This window comes from Streptomyces angustmyceticus (assembly GCF_019933235.1).
Classification (GTDB): domain Bacteria; phylum Actinomycetota; class Actinomycetes; order Streptomycetales; family Streptomycetaceae; genus Streptomyces; species Streptomyces angustmyceticus.
Genome location: NZ_CP082945.1, coordinates 2617382 through 2632820, shown reverse-complemented (window position 1 = coordinate 2632820; position 15439 = coordinate 2617382). Strand labels below are relative to the sequence as shown.

Sequence of the window (15439 nt, the reverse complement as noted above, 5' to 3'; positions counted from 1 at the left end):
CCGCGCTGCTCCTGCCACCGGGCGCGGCCCCGCTCCCCGCCGTCTGCGCTCTGCCGCTCCGGGCCTCGTCCGCCGCGGGGCGCCCGTCGGCCCTCCCCGCCGTACCCGCCCGCCGCCCGCCCTCACCCGCCCCCTCCGTACGCGGCATCCGCGCCCCGTTGCTGATCCGCAGCAGCAGCGCGACGATGATCCAGTTCGTGACGACGGACGACCCGCCCTGCGCGAGGAACGGCATCGCCATCCCGGTCAGCGGGATCAGCCCCATCACCCCGCCCGCGATCACGAAGACCTGGATGGCGGGCAGCGCCGCGAGCCCCACGGCCAGCAGGCTGCCGAACGGGTCCCGCACGGCGACCGCGGCGCGGTAACCCCCCGCCACCAGCAGCGCGTACAGCAGGAACAGCGCCGTCAGCCCGGCCAGCCCCAGCTCCTCGCCGTACGTCGCCAGGATGAAGTCGGACTTCATGGCGAAGCCGATCAGAGACGAGTGGCCCTGGCCCAGACCGGTTCCGAACATCCCGCCGGCGGCGAACGCGAACAGCGACTGGGCGAGCTGCCCCGGCCCCTTGCCCGCCGCGATCCCGGCGAACGGGTGCTGCCAGTCCTCGACCCGGCTGTGCACATGCGGCTCCAGCGTGCCGACGGCGGCCGCCCCGATGCCCGCCAGGACGAGCCCGATCGCGATCCAGCCGGTGCGCCCGGTGGCCACGTACAACAGGACGACGAAGATCCCGAAGAACAGCAGCGAGGTGCCCAGGTCGCGTTCCAGCACCAGCACGGCGACGCTGACCAGCCAGATCGTGACGATCGGCCCGAGCACCCGGCCGGTCGGCAGCCGCAGCCGCCCCATCCGGCGCCCGGTGTGCGCCAGCGCGCCGCGGTTGGCCGCGAGGTACCCCGCGAAGAACACCGTGATCAGCACCTTGGCGAACTCGCCCGGCTGAATGGAGAATCCGGCGAACCGGATCCAGATCTTCGCGCCGTTGACGGCGGGGAAGAGAATCGGCGCCGCCATCAGCAGCAGCGCGAGCGCCGCACAGACATAGGCGTACCGCTGCAGCATGCGGTGGTCGGGCAGCAGCACCACCACCGCGGTGAACAGCGCGACCCCGACGGTCGACCACAGCAGCTGGGTGGGCGCGGCATGGTCGCCGGGCGTCTCCTGGTCGAGCCGGAAGATCAGCACCAGCCCGATCCCGTTGAGCAGCACGGCGGTGGGCAGCAGCAGCGGATCGGCGTACGGGGCGCGGAAGCGCACGGCGAGGTGCGCGAGCAGTGCGAGGGCGCCGAGCCCGGCACCGTAGCGGAGCGCCCCGCCCGGCAGCGCATGCCACCTGGCCAGCCCCACGACGACATAGCCGCAGACGCTGATGACGACGGCGCCTACGAGGAGGGCCAGTTCGACACCGCGCCGCCGGGGCAGTGACGGCGAGGGTGGGGGAGAGTCCGCCGGGCGCGCGGCGGCCGCCGCCCTTGCCATTGCCGTCATGCCTGGCAACGTAGCAAGCAGCGGCCGGTATTTCCGTTATGTCGGATACGACGTTCGGGGCCCGTCCGCCCGGCACGTACGACCCGGCCCGGCATGTACGCCCCGGGAGGACACCACGCGTTCGCGGCGTGCCCGCCCCTCGGCCTCGGGCGGCACGTGGCACGTGGCGCGGCGGCGCGCTGCCCGACGTGTCCCGGCGTAGATCCATCCTCTCCCGGCTCACCCCTCCCCGTCACCCTCCTCCGGAAGGATCTTCACGCCGCGAAGAGCACCTAGCGTGGTGGGCCGGAACCGACGCAGGCGGACCACGAACGACCCAGGGGGCAAGCGTGACGAACGACAACGACACAGCGGCATTGGCCGCGGAACTCATCCGCATGGCCGAGGAGGACCACGCGGCCGCACCCACCGCGAACAGCGCGGACTTCGCGGAACAACTGGCCTGGCGCCGCCTCACCGCCCGCCACGGCGACCGGCTCGACCAGATCATGGACGCGCACGGCTGGCCCACGGCGGAGCTGGTCGGCGACGAGGCCGCCCGCGGCGCCTGGCTGATCGCCCAGCACGCCGACCGGCAGCTCGACGTACAGCGGCGTGCGCTCCGGCTCCTGGAACAGGCGGTGGCGGCGGGCGCGGCAAGCCCGCGCGAGCTGGCCTTCCTGCGCGACCGGACCCTGGTGAACGAGGGCCGCGAGCAGATCTACGGCACCCAGATCGCCGGGGTCGAGGAGGGCTCGCCCGTCCCGTGGCCCTGCGAGGACCCCGGGCGCATGGACGCCCTGCGGGCCGAGGCCGGCATCGAGCCCTTCGACACGTACGTCGCCAGGTTCGCCACGACCTGAGGCCGGTCCGGGACGAGGCCCGGCCCGGGACGGGCTCCGGATCAGGGCCGGGCCCCCGCGCGGGCGGGGGCCCGGCCCTGATCCGCCCTACGGGGCGCCCGCCGGCCTCAACACCAGCGGGGCTCTTCCCCGTCGCGCACGATGTCCCGCCGAGAGGACCAGACGTACGACGCGTCGGAGAGCTTGTACCAGACGGGGTTCCCCTCGATGCGCTCCGCCTTGACCCGGCAGACGATCCCCACCACGGACCCGTACTCCTTCGAACCGACCACGCGGTAGTGCGTGCTCGGGCCGATGCGCAGCACCAGCCCGTCCTCGGCGACCACACGGGCCTCGTACGCGGCCAGGTTGTCGCCCTCGCTGCCGTCGGTCGCCATGGCGGGGCCGGCCGCGAACACCCCGGCCAGCACACCGGAAAGAGCACACAGAGCGAGCAAGCCGAACTTGCCGGACTTCGACTGCGGAAACATGCGCTTCCTCCTGCGAAGGGGAGAGTCCCAGGGGATTCCCTGCGGGGTGAGGTGAGCGAAGCCGCCGGGCGTCACCGGACGGACGGTCCGGGCCTGCGCCCTTGACGGTAGGGGTGCGGTGCCGGCGCCCCGTCGGTACGGGCGCTGTCCGCCGCGCCCTTCCGGCAGCGAGTGTGGCCGCCCTCTGTGCGGCTTCCCTCTGCCGCGCCGCTCTCTCGCACCGCGCCGGGCCTGCCGCCTGCTTCGCTCCCCTCTCACGCTAGAGAGACCCCGGAGAGTCCGCAACTCGTCACGACAGGTGACGAAGCCGGGGCGTGCCGATGCCCGGCCGCCGCCCTTCCCTCCACCTCTGCCCGGCCCCCCGTCGCCGCCCTCTCGGCGCCACATCGGCATGCCGGTGGCGCCTACCGACGCCCGCCGAGGCTCGCCGATGTCCCTCGACGGCCCCCGATGCCCCTCAACGCACCCCCGTCAAAGCCTCATTGGCGCCCGTTCGCCCAAGCCGCCGCGCAACTCGGCCACTTCCGCACACTTCCGCAACACGGGGAACGCCCGACGGGAAACTTCGGTCTTCCTGGTCGGTGCACAGCACGGGCGCACTCAAGGGGAGAATCAGGGGCGCCTCAGGGGTCGCTCAGGGGCGTTCCGGGTTGTTCCGTGAACGCGCCCAATGGCACTTTGTAAACTCGTCCAGACCGAATAGAAGAAGAGGGCCGAGGCCGAGCTCGTCACGCCGATGCGGACGACCGAAGACATCGGTCGCCGGCATGGACCTGCGCCATGACCACCGCAAGCGAGGGGCTATGGCGTACGTCACACCCGTGCACGCCGAGTGGAGGTGCCGCGCCGTCCGGGCCACCGTGGGCCGCGGAGCGCGCGTGACCGTCCCCCTCGACGAAAGGCAGTATTAGCGTCATGACGACTCTCCGTTCCCGGATCATCGCCTGGGCCGGCCGTTTGTATCTGGCGAGAACACAGAAGAAGGGCTTCGACCTGTCTCGAATGTCTTTCTTGCCCGAGTCCGTCCTGATGCCCTTGCGGCGCGAAGGGCTCGACCCTGTGGACGAGCTGGCCGCCGTCCGGGAGCGGGAGCCCATCAGCAAGCTTCCCGTACCGATAGCCGCCAACGTCTGGCTGGTCACCGGCTACGACGAGGTCAAGGCGGTACTGGGAAAGGCGAATTCCTTCAGTTCGGACTTCACCAACCTCGTCGGCAAGGCCGGCGCCGGTGCCGAACAGAATCCCGGCGGACTCGGATTCGCCGACCCGCCGGTGCACACCCGCCTCCGCCGTCTTCTGACGCCCGAATTCACCATGCGTCGCCTCGGCCGGCTCACCCCGCGCATCCACGAGATCGTCGAAGAGCGCCTCGACGCCATGGAAAAGGCGGGAAAGAACGGCGACCCGGTCGATATCGTCCACTCCTTCGCCCTCCCCATCCCTTCCCTCGTCATTTGCGAACTCCTCGGCGTCCCCTATGAGGACCGCGCCGACTTCGAACGCCTCAGCGCCGCCCGCTTCGACCTTTTCAGCGGCGCCAATGCCTCCTTCGGTGCCATATCCGAATCCCTTTCCTACTTCCGGGACATCGTCAAGAAGCAGCGCGAAAACCCGGGCGACGGACTGCTCGGCATGATCGTCAAGGAACACGGCGACTCGGTCAGCGACGAAGAGCTGGCGGGCCTCGCCGACGGCGTCCTCACCGGCGGTTTCGAGACCACCGCCAGCATGCTGGCCCTCGGCGCCCTGGTCCTCCTGCAGGACCCCAAGCACTTCGCGGCCCTCCACGACGGCGATGACGTCGTGGACCGCTATGTCGAGGAACTCCTCCGCTATCTGACCGTCGTGCAGGTCGCTTTCCCGCGCTTCGCCCGCGAGGACCTGGAAATCGGAGGCGTCCAGATCGCCTCCGGAGATGTGGTGCTGTGCTCCCTGAGCGGTGCGGACCGGGACGGCAAACTGGGCCCGGAAATGGAACAGTTCGACCCCACCCGCAACGTCCCCTCCCACCTGGCCTTCGGCTACGGAATCCACCGCTGCGTGGGCGCCGAACTGGCCCGCATGGAACTCCGCGCCGCCTACCCCGCCTTGGTGCGCCGCTTCCCGAACATGCGCCTCGCCGCCAATCCCGAGGACCTCGAATTCCGCAAGCTCTCCATCGTCTACGGAATCGAGTCATTGCCGGTCCACCTCAACGGCTGACCACCACCCCAGCTCCACGCCCCCTCTGACCGGGCACGCGGCCAATGGGCCGGGTGCCCGGTCTTCTGCTGCCCGGCCCGCCCACGCGCACCCCCAGGGCCGCTACAAGTCGCCGAGCGGCACCGCGGCCGCGGTCCTGCAGGCGTACCACCCGGAGGTCGCCCCCACCGGAACGGCTGGTCGTTCTGGGCCGTGGATGCCACCGGAGCCCGGCTCCGGTCGCTGCGCCGGGCGCGCTCCACTGGGGCCGAATCCGAGGAAACGGAGAAAAATGAGCGCGGGCGGTCAGCCTCGCAACGGCGGTGAGGCGCAGGGAGCCGGCAGGCCCGGGCCGGAAAGCGCCGGGTCACCTCTGATCACGCAGCACGCCGTCGTCTTCCTCACCGCCGCCGGCGTCAGCATTTCGCCCGCACACGCCTCGTCGACTGACGGCGTTCGGGCCAAGGGAAATAACGAGAGAAGAACGAGAAAAAGAGCGAGACCCGTCAAGACTGGGTCCCGCTCTCTTCTGCAGGCATCCGCTCCGGTCACCCACCCCGTGAGGTAAGTGCTTCGGCGAGTGCCCCCGGCAGGATTCGAACCTGCGCACACGGCTCCGGAGGCCGTTGCTCTATCCCCTGAGCTACGGGGGCGTTGCCGCCTGTGTTCTCGCGGCGACGGGTAGAACACTACCAGCTCTGATGGGGTGTTCATGAACAGGTTTCGCGGGCGGCGGGGGAGGTGCCGGGAAAGCGGGGCGGGAGCTTGTAGCGCATCGTGGCGGAGCGGCGATGGCGGTCGGGGAAAGGTCCCTCGCACGGGGGCGGAAGTGGGGAAAACCGGGACGCAGTCTCGGGCGGCGTCCTAGTCTCATGGTGTGCCTGGCTTGTCCGGTCGGATCCTTGTCGTCGACGACAACAAGGTGATCCGGCAGTTGATCAGGGTCAATCTCGAGCTGGAGGGCTTCGAGGTCGTGACCGCGGCTGATGGTGCCGAATGTCTGGATGTCGTGCACCACGTGAGACCTGATGTCGTGACCCTTGATGTCGTGATGCCGCGGCTCAACGGTCTGCACACGGCGGCGCGGTTGCGTTCCGATCCACGGACGTGGGACATCCCGATCGCCATCGTCAGTGCGTGTACGCAGGCCGAGGTGGACAACGGCGAGTCCGTCGGGGTGGACGCGTTTCTGGCGAAGCCGTTCGAGCCGGCGGAACTGGTGCGGACCGTGGGGATGCTGGTGCGCGAGCGGCGCCAGCGGGAACGTGGGCCCGGGGGCGGGGCCGAGGACGAGGACGGGGAGAGCGACGGGGGAGTGGCGGGGCGTGGCGCCTCGTCCGGTGGTGGGGTCGCGACGTCCGGCGGGGTCGGCGTGGTGGACGCGGGCGGGGAGTAGGCAGGCAGGGGACGGATCCGGCCGGGCTTGTCGTGAGACGTATGCCGGGACCGGGGTCGAGCGGACGCCGCGGTCGGCCCGGTTCCCCGTGCGAGGTGTCCGCGGGCGGGGTGTCCGCCGGCGGGTCGAGTGTCCACAGGGCGAAACCGGGTCGCATGGGTACCCCCGGTCTCCCATACGCTTGTCCTGTGACCCCCGCTGAGCTCTCCCGTACCGTCCTGCGCTCCGTGCGTGGTGCGGTGGAGGAGCAGGAGCTCTCCGTGCCCGTGCCGGCGCGGATCGTCGTCGGGCCGCCTCCGCGGCCCGGGTGCGGGGACTACGCCTCCAATGTCGCGCTGCAGCTCGCGGGGCCGGCGGGGCGGCCCGCCCGGGAGGTCGCCGAGATCCTGCGGAAGCGGCTGGCCGGGAGCGCCGGAATCGCCCGGGTCGAGATCGCCGGGCCGGGTTTTCTGAACTTCACCCTCGGGGACGGCGCGCTGGTCGCGCTCATACGGGAGGTGCTGGCGCGCGGCGAGGAGTACGGCGCGTCGAGCGCCGGGCGGAGTCCCGGCGCCGCGGACGCGGTGGCCGGGCCGGCGGCGAACGGGCCCGTGGCGCTCGGGGCCCGGGAGGCCGTGGTCGCCGAGGTGCTGGCGCGGATCGACGCGGTCGCCGGGATCTCGGGGCGGGAGGCCGGCGGGCACCCCGCTCTCGTGCCCGCTCCGTACGACCTCGCCACCCTCACCGCCCGCCTCGGTTCCGACGAAGCGCGCTGGGTGCTCCTGCGGCCCGCCGCGCATGATCAGGTACGGGTGCCCGAGCGGCCCGTGCAGCGGGAGAGCAATCCGCGGTTCCAGGTGCAGTACGCCCACGCGAGGGTGCGGGCGCTGCTGCGGAACGCGGGGGATCTTGGGCTGGTGAGCGAGCCGGGGGACGTGTGGCCGTCGTCGACGGCGGTCGCCGGAGGCTCGTCCTCCGCGGATCCCGCGCCGGAGCAGGCCCCGGTGCGCGGCGCAACCGATTCTTCGTCCCTCCCGGGTCCCCAGGCCCTGCAGGCCCTCAGGACTCTGCTCGCCACCTACCCCTCCGTCATCGAAGCCGCCGCGCGGCTGCGGGCGCCGGACCGTGCGGTGCGGCATCTGGAAACGACCGCGGAGGCGTTCTTCCGGTGGCACGACGTCTGCCCGCCGCTGCCCGTCGGGGAGCAGAAACCCTTGGCCGTGCACCGTGCCCGGCTGGCCCTTGCCGAGGCCGCCGGGACGGTGCTCGCCAACGGCCTGCGCCTGCTCGGCATCTCCGCTCCCGAACACCTCTGAACGATTTTGAGGGGATCTCCCAGTCATGAGTCGCTCCGCGCACCCCGCAGGGCCCCGGCACGCCGACGTGTTGCCCGAGGGGCACTACGCCGGACCGCCCGCCGACCTCAACAGCCTCGACCCGCAGGTCTGGTCCCGCACGGTCTCCCGTAACGCCGACGGCCAGGTCACCGTCGGCGGGCTCGACGTCACCGCGCTCGCCGAGGAGTTCGGCACCCCGGCGTACTTCCTCGACGAGGAGGACTTCCGGTCCCGCTGCCGGGCCTGGAAGGACGCCTTCGGCCCGGAGGCCGACGTGTTCTACGCCGGGAAGGCGTTCTTGTCCCGGGCCATCGTGCGGTGGCTGACCGAGGAGGGGCTCAACCTCGACGTCTGCTCCGCCGGCGAGCTGGCCACGGCGCTCGCGGCGGGCATGCCCGCCGAGCGGATCGCGCTGCACGGCAACAACAAGAGCACCGAGGAGATCACCCGGGCCGTGGAGGCGGGGGTCGGCCGGATCGTGCTCGACTCGTTCCAGGAGATCGTGCGGGTCGCGCATGTCGCGGAGCGCCTGGGCAAGCGCCAGCGGGTGCAGATCCGGGTCACGGTCGGTGTCGAGGCGCACACCCACGAGTTCATCGCGACCGCGCACGAGGACCAGAAGTTCGGCATCGCGCTGGCCGACGGCCTGGCCGCCGAGGCGGTGCGCCGTGCGCTGAAGCTGGACGGGCTGGAACTCATCGGGATCCACAGCCACATCGGGTCGCAGATCTTCGACATGGCGGGATTCGAGGTCTCGGCCCGCCGCGTGGTGCAGCTGCTGACCGAGGTGCGCGACGAGCACGGCATCGAGCTGCCCGAGATCGACCTGGGCGGCGGGCTCGGCATCGCGTACACCTCCGACGACGACCCCCGGGAGCCGCACGAGATCGCGCGGGCGCTGGGCGACATCGTGCGCAAGGAGTGCGCGGCGGCGGGGCTGAGCGTGCCGCGGCTGTCGGTCGAGCCGGGGCGCGCGATCGTGGGGCCCACCGCCTTCACGCTGTACGAGGTCGGCACGGTCAAGGAGCTGGAGGGCCTGCGGACGTACGTCTCCGTGGACGGCGGGATGTCGGACAACATCCGTACGGCGCTCTACGACGCGGAGTACAGCGTCGCCCTGGTGTCGCGCACCTCCGACGCCGCGCCGATGCTCTCGCGCGTGGTCGGCAAGCACTGTGAGAGCGGCGACATCGTCGTGCGCGACGCCTTCCTGCCGGCCGACGTGGCGCCCGGGGACCTGCTCGCGGTGCCGGCCACCGGCGCGTACTGCCGCTCCATGGCCAGCAACTACAACCACTCGCTGCGGCCGCCCGTCGTGGCGGTGAAGGACGGTGCGGCCAGGGTGATCGTCCGGCGTGAGACGGAGGAAGATCTCCTGCGACTGGATGTCGGGTAGGCCCGGATCGCCGGGGCCCGGACCCGGATGAAATAAATGTCTCGGCATCCGGACGATGCGCGGAAAGTGCCGTCCGGTGCGTGAGACTTGTGCATGAGCAAGCTGGAATCCGCTGATCGATGAGAAGCAGAGGTCGAATGATGCGTACGCGTCCGCTGAAGGTGGCGCTCCTGGGCTGTGGTGTTGTCGGCTCAGAGGTGACGCGCATCATGACGACGCACGCCGACGACCTCGCCGCCCGCATCGGTGCGCCCGTGGAGCTCGCCGGGATCGCCGTCCGCCGCCCCGACAAGGTGCGCGAGGGCGTCCCGGCCGAGCTGGTCACCACCGACGCGACCGCGCTGGTCAAACGGGGCGACATCGACGTCGTGATCGAGGTCATCGGCGGTATCGAGCCGGCCCGCACCCTGATCACCACCGCCTTCGAGCACGGCGCGAGCGTGGTCTCCGCCAACAAGGCGCTGGTCGCCGCGGACGGCGCGGCGCTGCACGCGGCGGCCGAGACCAATGGCGCCGACCTCTACTACGAGGCCGCCGTCGCGGGCGCGATCCCGCTGGTACGGCCGCTGCGCGAGTCCCTGGCCGGCGACAAGGTCAACCGGGTGCTCGGCATCGTCAACGGCACCACCAACTTCATCCTCGACAAGATGGACTCCACGGGAGCCGGCTACAGCGAGGCGCTGGACGAGGCGACCGCGCTCGGCTACGCCGAGGCCGACCCGACCGCCGACGTCGAGGGCTTCGACGCCGCCGCCAAGGCCGCGATCCTGGCCGGTATCGCCTTCCACACCCGCGTCACCATCGACGACGTGCACCGGGAGGGCCTCACCGAGGTCACCGCGGCCGACATCGCCTCCGCCAAGCGGATGGGGTGCACGGTCAAGCTGCTGGCCATCTGCGAGCGGGCCGCGGACGGCGCGTCGGTGACCGCGCGGGTGCACCCCGCGATGATTCCGCTGACGCATCCGCTCGCCTCCGTCCGCGAGGCGTACAACGCGGTCTTCGTCGAGGCGGAGGCGGCCGGCCAGCTGATGTTCTACGGGCCGGGCGCGGGCGGCTCGCCGACCGCCTCCGCGGTCCTCGGCGACCTCGTCGCGGTCTGCCGCAACAAGCTCTCCGGTGCCACCGGCCCGGGGGAGTCCGCCTACACACGGCTGCCCGTCAGCCCCATGGGCGCGGTCGTCACGCGCTACCACATCAGCCTTGATGTGGCCGACAAGCCCGGCGTGCTCGCGCAGGTCGCGAACATCTTCGCCGATCACGGCGTATCGATCGATACGGTCCGTCAGCAGGGCAAGGACGGCGAGGCATCCCTCGTCATCGTCACCCACCGAGCGGCGGACGCGGCCCTGTCGTCGACCGTCGGGGCACTGCGCGAGCTGGACACCGTGCGCGGTGTCGCCAGCATCATGCGGGTCGAAGGGGAGTAAAGGAACCCATGTCTGCCAATTCCACCGCTAGCCGTCAGTGGCGCGGAATCATCGAGGAATACCGTGACCGGCTGCCGGTCGGTGACACGACCGAGGTCGTCACCCTCCGGGAGGGCGGCACCCCTCTCGTACCGGCCCAGGTGCTCTCCGAGCGCACCGGCTGCGAGGTGCACCTCAAGGTCGAGGGCGCCAACCCCACCGGTTCCTTCAAGGACCGGGGCATGACGATGGCCATCACCCGCGCCAAGGAGGAGGGCGCCAAGGCGGTCATCTGCGCCTCCACCGGCAACACCTCCGCCTCGGCCGCCGCCTACGCGGTGCGGGCCGGGATGGTCTGCGCGGTGCTCGTCCCGCAGGGCAAGATCGCGCTCGGCAAGATGGGCCAGGCCCTGGTACACGGCGCGAAGATCCTCCAGGTCGACGGGAATTTCGACGACTGTCTGACGCTGGCCCGGCGCCTGTCCGACAACTACCCCGTCGCACTTGTGAACTCCGTCAACCCGGTGCGCATCGAGGGTCAGAAGACCGCGGCCTTCGAGATCGTCGACATGCTCGGCGACGCCCCCGACGTCCATGTGCTGCCCGTCGGCAACGCCGGCAACATCACGGCGTACTGGCGGGGCTACCAGGAGTACGCGGCGGACGGCATCGCCTCGCACACCCCGCGCATGTGGGGTTTCCAGGCCGCCGGCAGCGCGCCGCTCGTGCGCGGCGAGGTCGTCAAGGACCCGCAGACCATCGCCACCGCCATCCGCATCGGCAACCCCGCCTCGTGGTCGTACGCGGAGCGGGCGCGGGACGAGTCCGGCGGTTTCATCGACTCCGTGACCGACCGTCAAATCCTGTCCGCCTACCGCCTGTTGGCCGCACAGGAGGGCGTCTTCGTGGAGCCCGCCTCGGCCGCGTCCGTCGCCGGTCTGCTCAAGGCCGCCGAGGAGGGCAAGGTCGACCCCGGCCAGCGCATCGTCTGCACGGTGACCGGCAACGGCCTCAAGGACCCGGACTGGGCGGTGGCCGGAGCGCCGCAGCCGATCACGGTCCCGATCGACGCGGACGCCGCGGCCGAGCGCCTCGGCCTCGTCTAGACGGCCCGGCGCCCCCTCCGAGGGGCGCCGCCGTACGGGCGGAACCTGCGCGTACGGCACCCGGCAAAGGGGCGGCGGACGTCCCTTTGCCCCGGGCAGCAAAGTGTGCAAAGGCTGCAAAGTCCGGGGAAGGCAGCGTCGGGGCGCAGGAAGGCGCGCGACACGCATCGTGCGCCTCCTGTGCGCCCTATGTCGCGACAGAACCTTCCTTCGATAGGCTGGCAGCAACTCCCCTCCCCACGGCATAACGCAGTGGCGTTCAGGGCAGGTCAGAACAGACCCCACGAGCCGGCCGGGCACCTCGGTGCCGCGGCGCTCGGTGGGGCAGTACCGCAGCATCAATCAAGGAGAGTCATCGAGCGATGGCCGGTCCCGCGTTCCGCGCCGCCGCCGTCCGGGTGCGCACCCCCGCTACCAGCGCCAATCTCGGTCCCGGCTTCGATGCCCTGGGTCTTTCCCTGGGCCTGTACGACGATGTCGTGGTGCGCGTCGCCGACTCCGGCCTGCACATCGACATCGCAGGTGAGGGCGCCGACTCCCTGCCGCGCGACGAGTCCCACCTGCTCGTCCGGTCGATGCGCACCGCCTTCGAGCTGCTCGGCGGACAGCCGCGCGGGCTGGAAATCGTCTGCGCCAACCGCATTCCGCACGGCCGCGGCCTGGGGTCCTCCTCCGCCGCCATCTGCGCCGGCATCGTCGCCGCCCGCGCGGTGACGATAGGCGGCGAGCAGAAGCTCGACGACACCGCGCTGCTGGAGCTGGCCACCGAGATCGAGGGTCACCCCGACAACGTCGCCGCCTGTCTGCTGGGCGGTTTCACGCTCGCCTGGATGGACACCGGCACCGCCCGCGCGATCCGGATGGATCCCGCCGATTCCATCGTTCCGGTGGTCTTCGTGCCCGGAAAGCCGGTGCTGACCGAGACCGCCCGTGGACTGCTGCCGCGTACCGTCCCCCATGTGGACGCCGCGGCCAACGCCGGCCGCGCCGCACTGCTCGTCGAGGCCCTGACCAGGCGCCCCGAGCTGCTGCTCGCCGCGACCGAGGACCGACTCCACCAGGAATACCGTGCTCCCGCGATGCCGGAGAGCGTGGCCCTGGTGAACCGACTGCGCGCGGACGGCGTCCCCGCAGTCGTGTCCGGTGCGGGCCCGACGGTGCTCGCGCTGGTCGAGGACGCGGCGGCCGAGAAGGTCGCCGCGCTGGCGGGAGAGGGGTGGGCGGCCAACCGGCTGACCCTCGACGCGGCGGGCGCGTGCGTCCTGCCGCTCGCCGGGTGATCACGCGGGTGATCGACGATTGCCGGTCTTGGAGAGGGGGAATGTTTGTTGGACCCGGTAGTGTTAACCTCAAGTCAGTACTCGACGCCTGAGCGGCGCGGTGCTTCGTGTCCCCCATAGGGACCACTTTCTTCCGGGAGCCTCCCAAACTGCTTGGAGCCACGGCCTGAGCAGACGTGAGCACGCTCCGGAATCGGCGTGACGACATGGCCAGTCTGCATCTCTTCACGCCGGAGCCATGAACTGATTCTCTCCGCCACTTCCGGCGGGACCACCGCCCCGGCCCGGTCCACGAGACCAAGGACCCAGCCGGACAGCACAACCGGTCGCCGAGCCAGACAGGCCGACGCCCGCTCCAGGGAAGGACCCTTCGTGAGCGACACCACCGATCTGATGGGCGCGCGCACCGATGGCAGTGCCACCGCGCCCGCCACGGACGCTCCCGCCGCTCCTGCTACCACGCGGCGCCGCCGTTCCGGCACCGGCCTTGACGGCATGGTCCTGGCAGAGCTGCAGCAGGTCGCCTCCGGCCTCGGTATCAAGGGCACCGCGCGGATGCGCAAGAGCCAGCTGATCGAGGTCATCAAGGAGAAGCAGGCCGGCGGCTCGGGCTCGGCGGCCAAGGCCGAGGCGTCCGCCGACGCCGAGACCAAGCCGAAGCGCCGTACCACCTCCAAGGCCCGTACCGGCGACGACGGCGCGGAGCAGGCGGCCGGCAAGGCCGCCAAGTCCGACAAGGGCGAGAAGGCCGCGGACAAGTCCGGCGGCCAGCAGCAGATCGACATCCCCGGCCAGCCGGTCAGCGACGAGCAGCCGGCCGGCGAGCGCCGCCGGCGCCGCGCCACCGCCGCCGCGGGCAGCCCCGAGGGCGCCCCGGGCGACCTCAAGACCGACACCAAGGTCGAGGCCAGGACCGAGACCCGGACGGACGCCAGGACCGACACCGCGGCGGCGCCGCAGGAGTCCGGCGAGGGCCGTCAGGGCAAGGGCGAGCGCCAGGAGCGCGGCGACCGCCAGGACCGCGGCCAGAAGGGCGACCGCGGCGAGCGCGGCCAGCGCCAGCGCGACCGCGGCGACCGCGGCCGCAAGGGCGACGCCGGTGACGGCGGCGGCCAGGGCGGTCAGGGCGGCCAGCGCCAGCGCGACCGCCGCAACGATGACGACGACGACTTCGAGGGCGGCCGCCGGGGCCGTCGCGGCCGCTACCGCGACCGCCGGGGCCGCCGCGGGGGCCGCGAGGACTTCGGCAACGAGCCGCAGGTGTCCGAGGACGACGTCCTGATCCCCGTCGCGGGCATCCTCGACATCCTCGACAACTACGCGTTCATCCGGACCTCCGGCTACCTGCCCGGTCCGAACGACGTGTACGTCTCCCTCGCCCAGGTCCGCAAGAACGGCCTGCGCAAGGGCGACCACGTCACCGGTGCGGTGCGCCAGCCCAAGGACGGCGAGCGCCGCGAGAAGTTCAACGCGCTGGTCCGCCTCGACACGGTCAACAGCGTGGCGCCCGAACAGGGCCGCGGACGGCCGGAGTTCGGGAAGCTGACGCCCCTTTACCCGCAGGAGCGCCTGCGCCTGGAGGGGGAGTCGGGCGGCCTGACGACCCGGATCATCGACCTGGTCACGCCGATCGGCAAGGGCCAGCGCGGTCTGATCGTGGCCCCGCCGAAGACCGGCAAGACCATGATCATGCAGGCGATCGCCAACTCGATCACCCGCAACAACCCCGAGTGCCACCTGATGGTCGTCCTCGTCGACGAGCGTCCGGAAGAGGTCACCGACATGCAGCGGTCGGTGAAGGGCGAGGTCATCTCCTCGACCTTCGACCGCCCGGCCGAGGACCACACCACCGTCGCCGAGCTGGCCATCGAGCGCGCCAAGCGCCTGGTCGAGCTGGGTCACGACGTGGTCGTCCTGCTGGACTCCATCACCCGTCTGGGCCGTGCGTACAACCTCGCCGCCCCGGCCTCGGGCCGCATCCTGTCCGGTGGTGTCGACTCGACCGCGCTCTACCCGCCGAAGCGGTTCTTCGGCGCCGCGCGCAACATCGAGGACGGCGGCTCGCTGACCATCCTGGCCACCGCGCTGGTCGAGACCGGCTCGCGGATGGACGAGGTGATCTTCGAGGAGTTCAAGGGCACCGGCAACCTGGAGCTCAAGCTCGACCGCAAGCTCTCGGACAAGCGGATCTTCCCGGCGGTGGACGTGGACGCGTCCAGCACCCGTAAGGAAGAGATCCTCATGGGCAGCGACGAGCTGGCCGTCGTCTGGAAGCTGCGCCGGGTGCTGCACGCCCTGGACCAGCAGCAGGCCATCGAGCTGCTGCTGGACAAGATGAAGCAGACGAAGTCCAACGCGGAGTTCCTGCTGCAGATCCAGAAGACGACGCCGACCGCGGGCAACGGCAACGACTGACGCCCTCGGGCGCGTCCGGCGCCGCATCGCACAGCCCCCCTCGCCCCCTGCGGGCGAGGGGGGCTGTGCGCTGTCCGGCCGGCAAGGGGGCGCAGGGAACACCTCCGTGCAGACCTGATCGCCTTCGCGGGCAGTCACA

10 protein-coding genes, 1 tRNA gene and 1 pseudogene are annotated in these 15439 nt (G+C 71.3%); 9 read left to right on the top strand and 3 right to left on the bottom strand.

From position 1 onward, the window contains the following. Nucleotides 1-118: 118 nt before the first annotated feature. Nucleotides 119-1480 (bottom strand): annotated as a pseudogene (locus tag K7396_RS11805) (FtsW/RodA/SpoVE family cell cycle protein); the annotation flags it as partial. Nucleotides 1481-1866: 386 nt separating this feature from the next. Between K7396_RS11805 and K7396_RS11800 the strand changes: the two are divergent. Further along, nucleotides 1867-2331 carry a DUF6624 domain-containing protein gene (locus K7396_RS11800; RefSeq protein ID WP_086721765.1) on the top strand — a complete coding sequence of 155 codons (465 nt, stop codon included), beginning with the start codon at nt 1867-1869 and terminating at the stop codon, nt 2329-2331. Between the two features lie 107 nt (nt 2332-2438). Here the strand turns inward: K7396_RS11800 and K7396_RS11795 are convergent, their stop codons facing one another. Next, nucleotides 2439-2801, bottom strand: a complete 363-nt coding sequence (locus K7396_RS11795; protein ID WP_086721763.1) for a hypothetical protein — start codon at nt 2799-2801, stop codon at nt 2439-2441. Between the two features lie 915 nt (nt 2802-3716). On the opposite strand from K7396_RS11795, the gene K7396_RS11790 reads away from it, so the two are divergent. Further along, entirely contained in the window at nt 3717-5003 is a 1287-nt protein-coding gene (locus K7396_RS11790; RefSeq protein ID WP_086721764.1) for a cytochrome P450, read from the top strand. A gap of 560 nt (nt 5004-5563) precedes the next feature. Here the strand turns inward: K7396_RS11790 and K7396_RS11785 are convergent. Next, nucleotides 5564-5635, bottom strand: a tRNA-Arg gene (locus K7396_RS11785). A 233-nt stretch (nt 5636-5868) separates the two neighbouring features. On the opposite strand from K7396_RS11785, the gene K7396_RS11780 reads away from it, so the two are divergent. The 7 genes from K7396_RS11780 to rho all read left to right on the top strand — a co-directional run bounded on the left by K7396_RS11780 (nt 5869) and on the right by rho (nt 15300). After that, nucleotides 5869-6378: a response regulator gene (locus K7396_RS11780; RefSeq protein ID WP_152104583.1), complete on the top strand. Its 510-nt coding sequence runs from the start codon at nt 5869-5871 to the stop codon at nt 6376-6378. 188 nt (nt 6379-6566) lie between these two features. After that, a complete protein-coding gene (nrtL, locus tag K7396_RS11775; RefSeq protein ID WP_152104584.1) occupies nt 6567-7673 on the top strand; it encodes an ArgS-related anticodon-binding protein NrtL in 1107 nt (368 codons plus the stop codon). A 25-nt stretch (nt 7674-7698) separates the two neighbouring features. Further along, nucleotides 7699-9090 (top strand): diaminopimelate decarboxylase, encoded by a 1392-nt coding sequence (gene lysA, locus K7396_RS11770; protein ID WP_086716395.1) that lies wholly within the window; start codon nt 7699-7701, stop codon nt 9088-9090. Nucleotides 9091-9227: 137 nt separating this feature from the next. Next, a complete protein-coding gene (locus K7396_RS11765; protein WP_086716396.1) occupies nt 9228-10520 on the top strand; it encodes a homoserine dehydrogenase in 1293 nt (430 codons plus the stop codon). An 8-nt stretch (nt 10521-10528) separates the two neighbouring features. After that, nucleotides 10529-11605 carry a threonine synthase gene (gene thrC, locus K7396_RS11760; protein WP_086716397.1) on the top strand — a complete coding sequence of 359 codons (1077 nt, stop codon included), beginning with the start codon at nt 10529-10531 and terminating at the stop codon, nt 11603-11605. 362 nt (nt 11606-11967) lie between these two features. After that, nucleotides 11968-12885, top strand: coding sequence for a homoserine kinase (thrB, locus tag K7396_RS11755; protein ID WP_086716398.1), 918 nt, complete (start codon nt 11968-11970; stop codon nt 12883-12885). Between the two features lie 372 nt (nt 12886-13257). Further along, entirely contained in the window at nt 13258-15300 is a 2043-nt protein-coding gene (gene rho, locus K7396_RS11750; RefSeq protein ID WP_086716399.1) for a transcription termination factor Rho, read from the top strand. Nucleotides 15301-15439 lie beyond the last annotated feature (139 nt).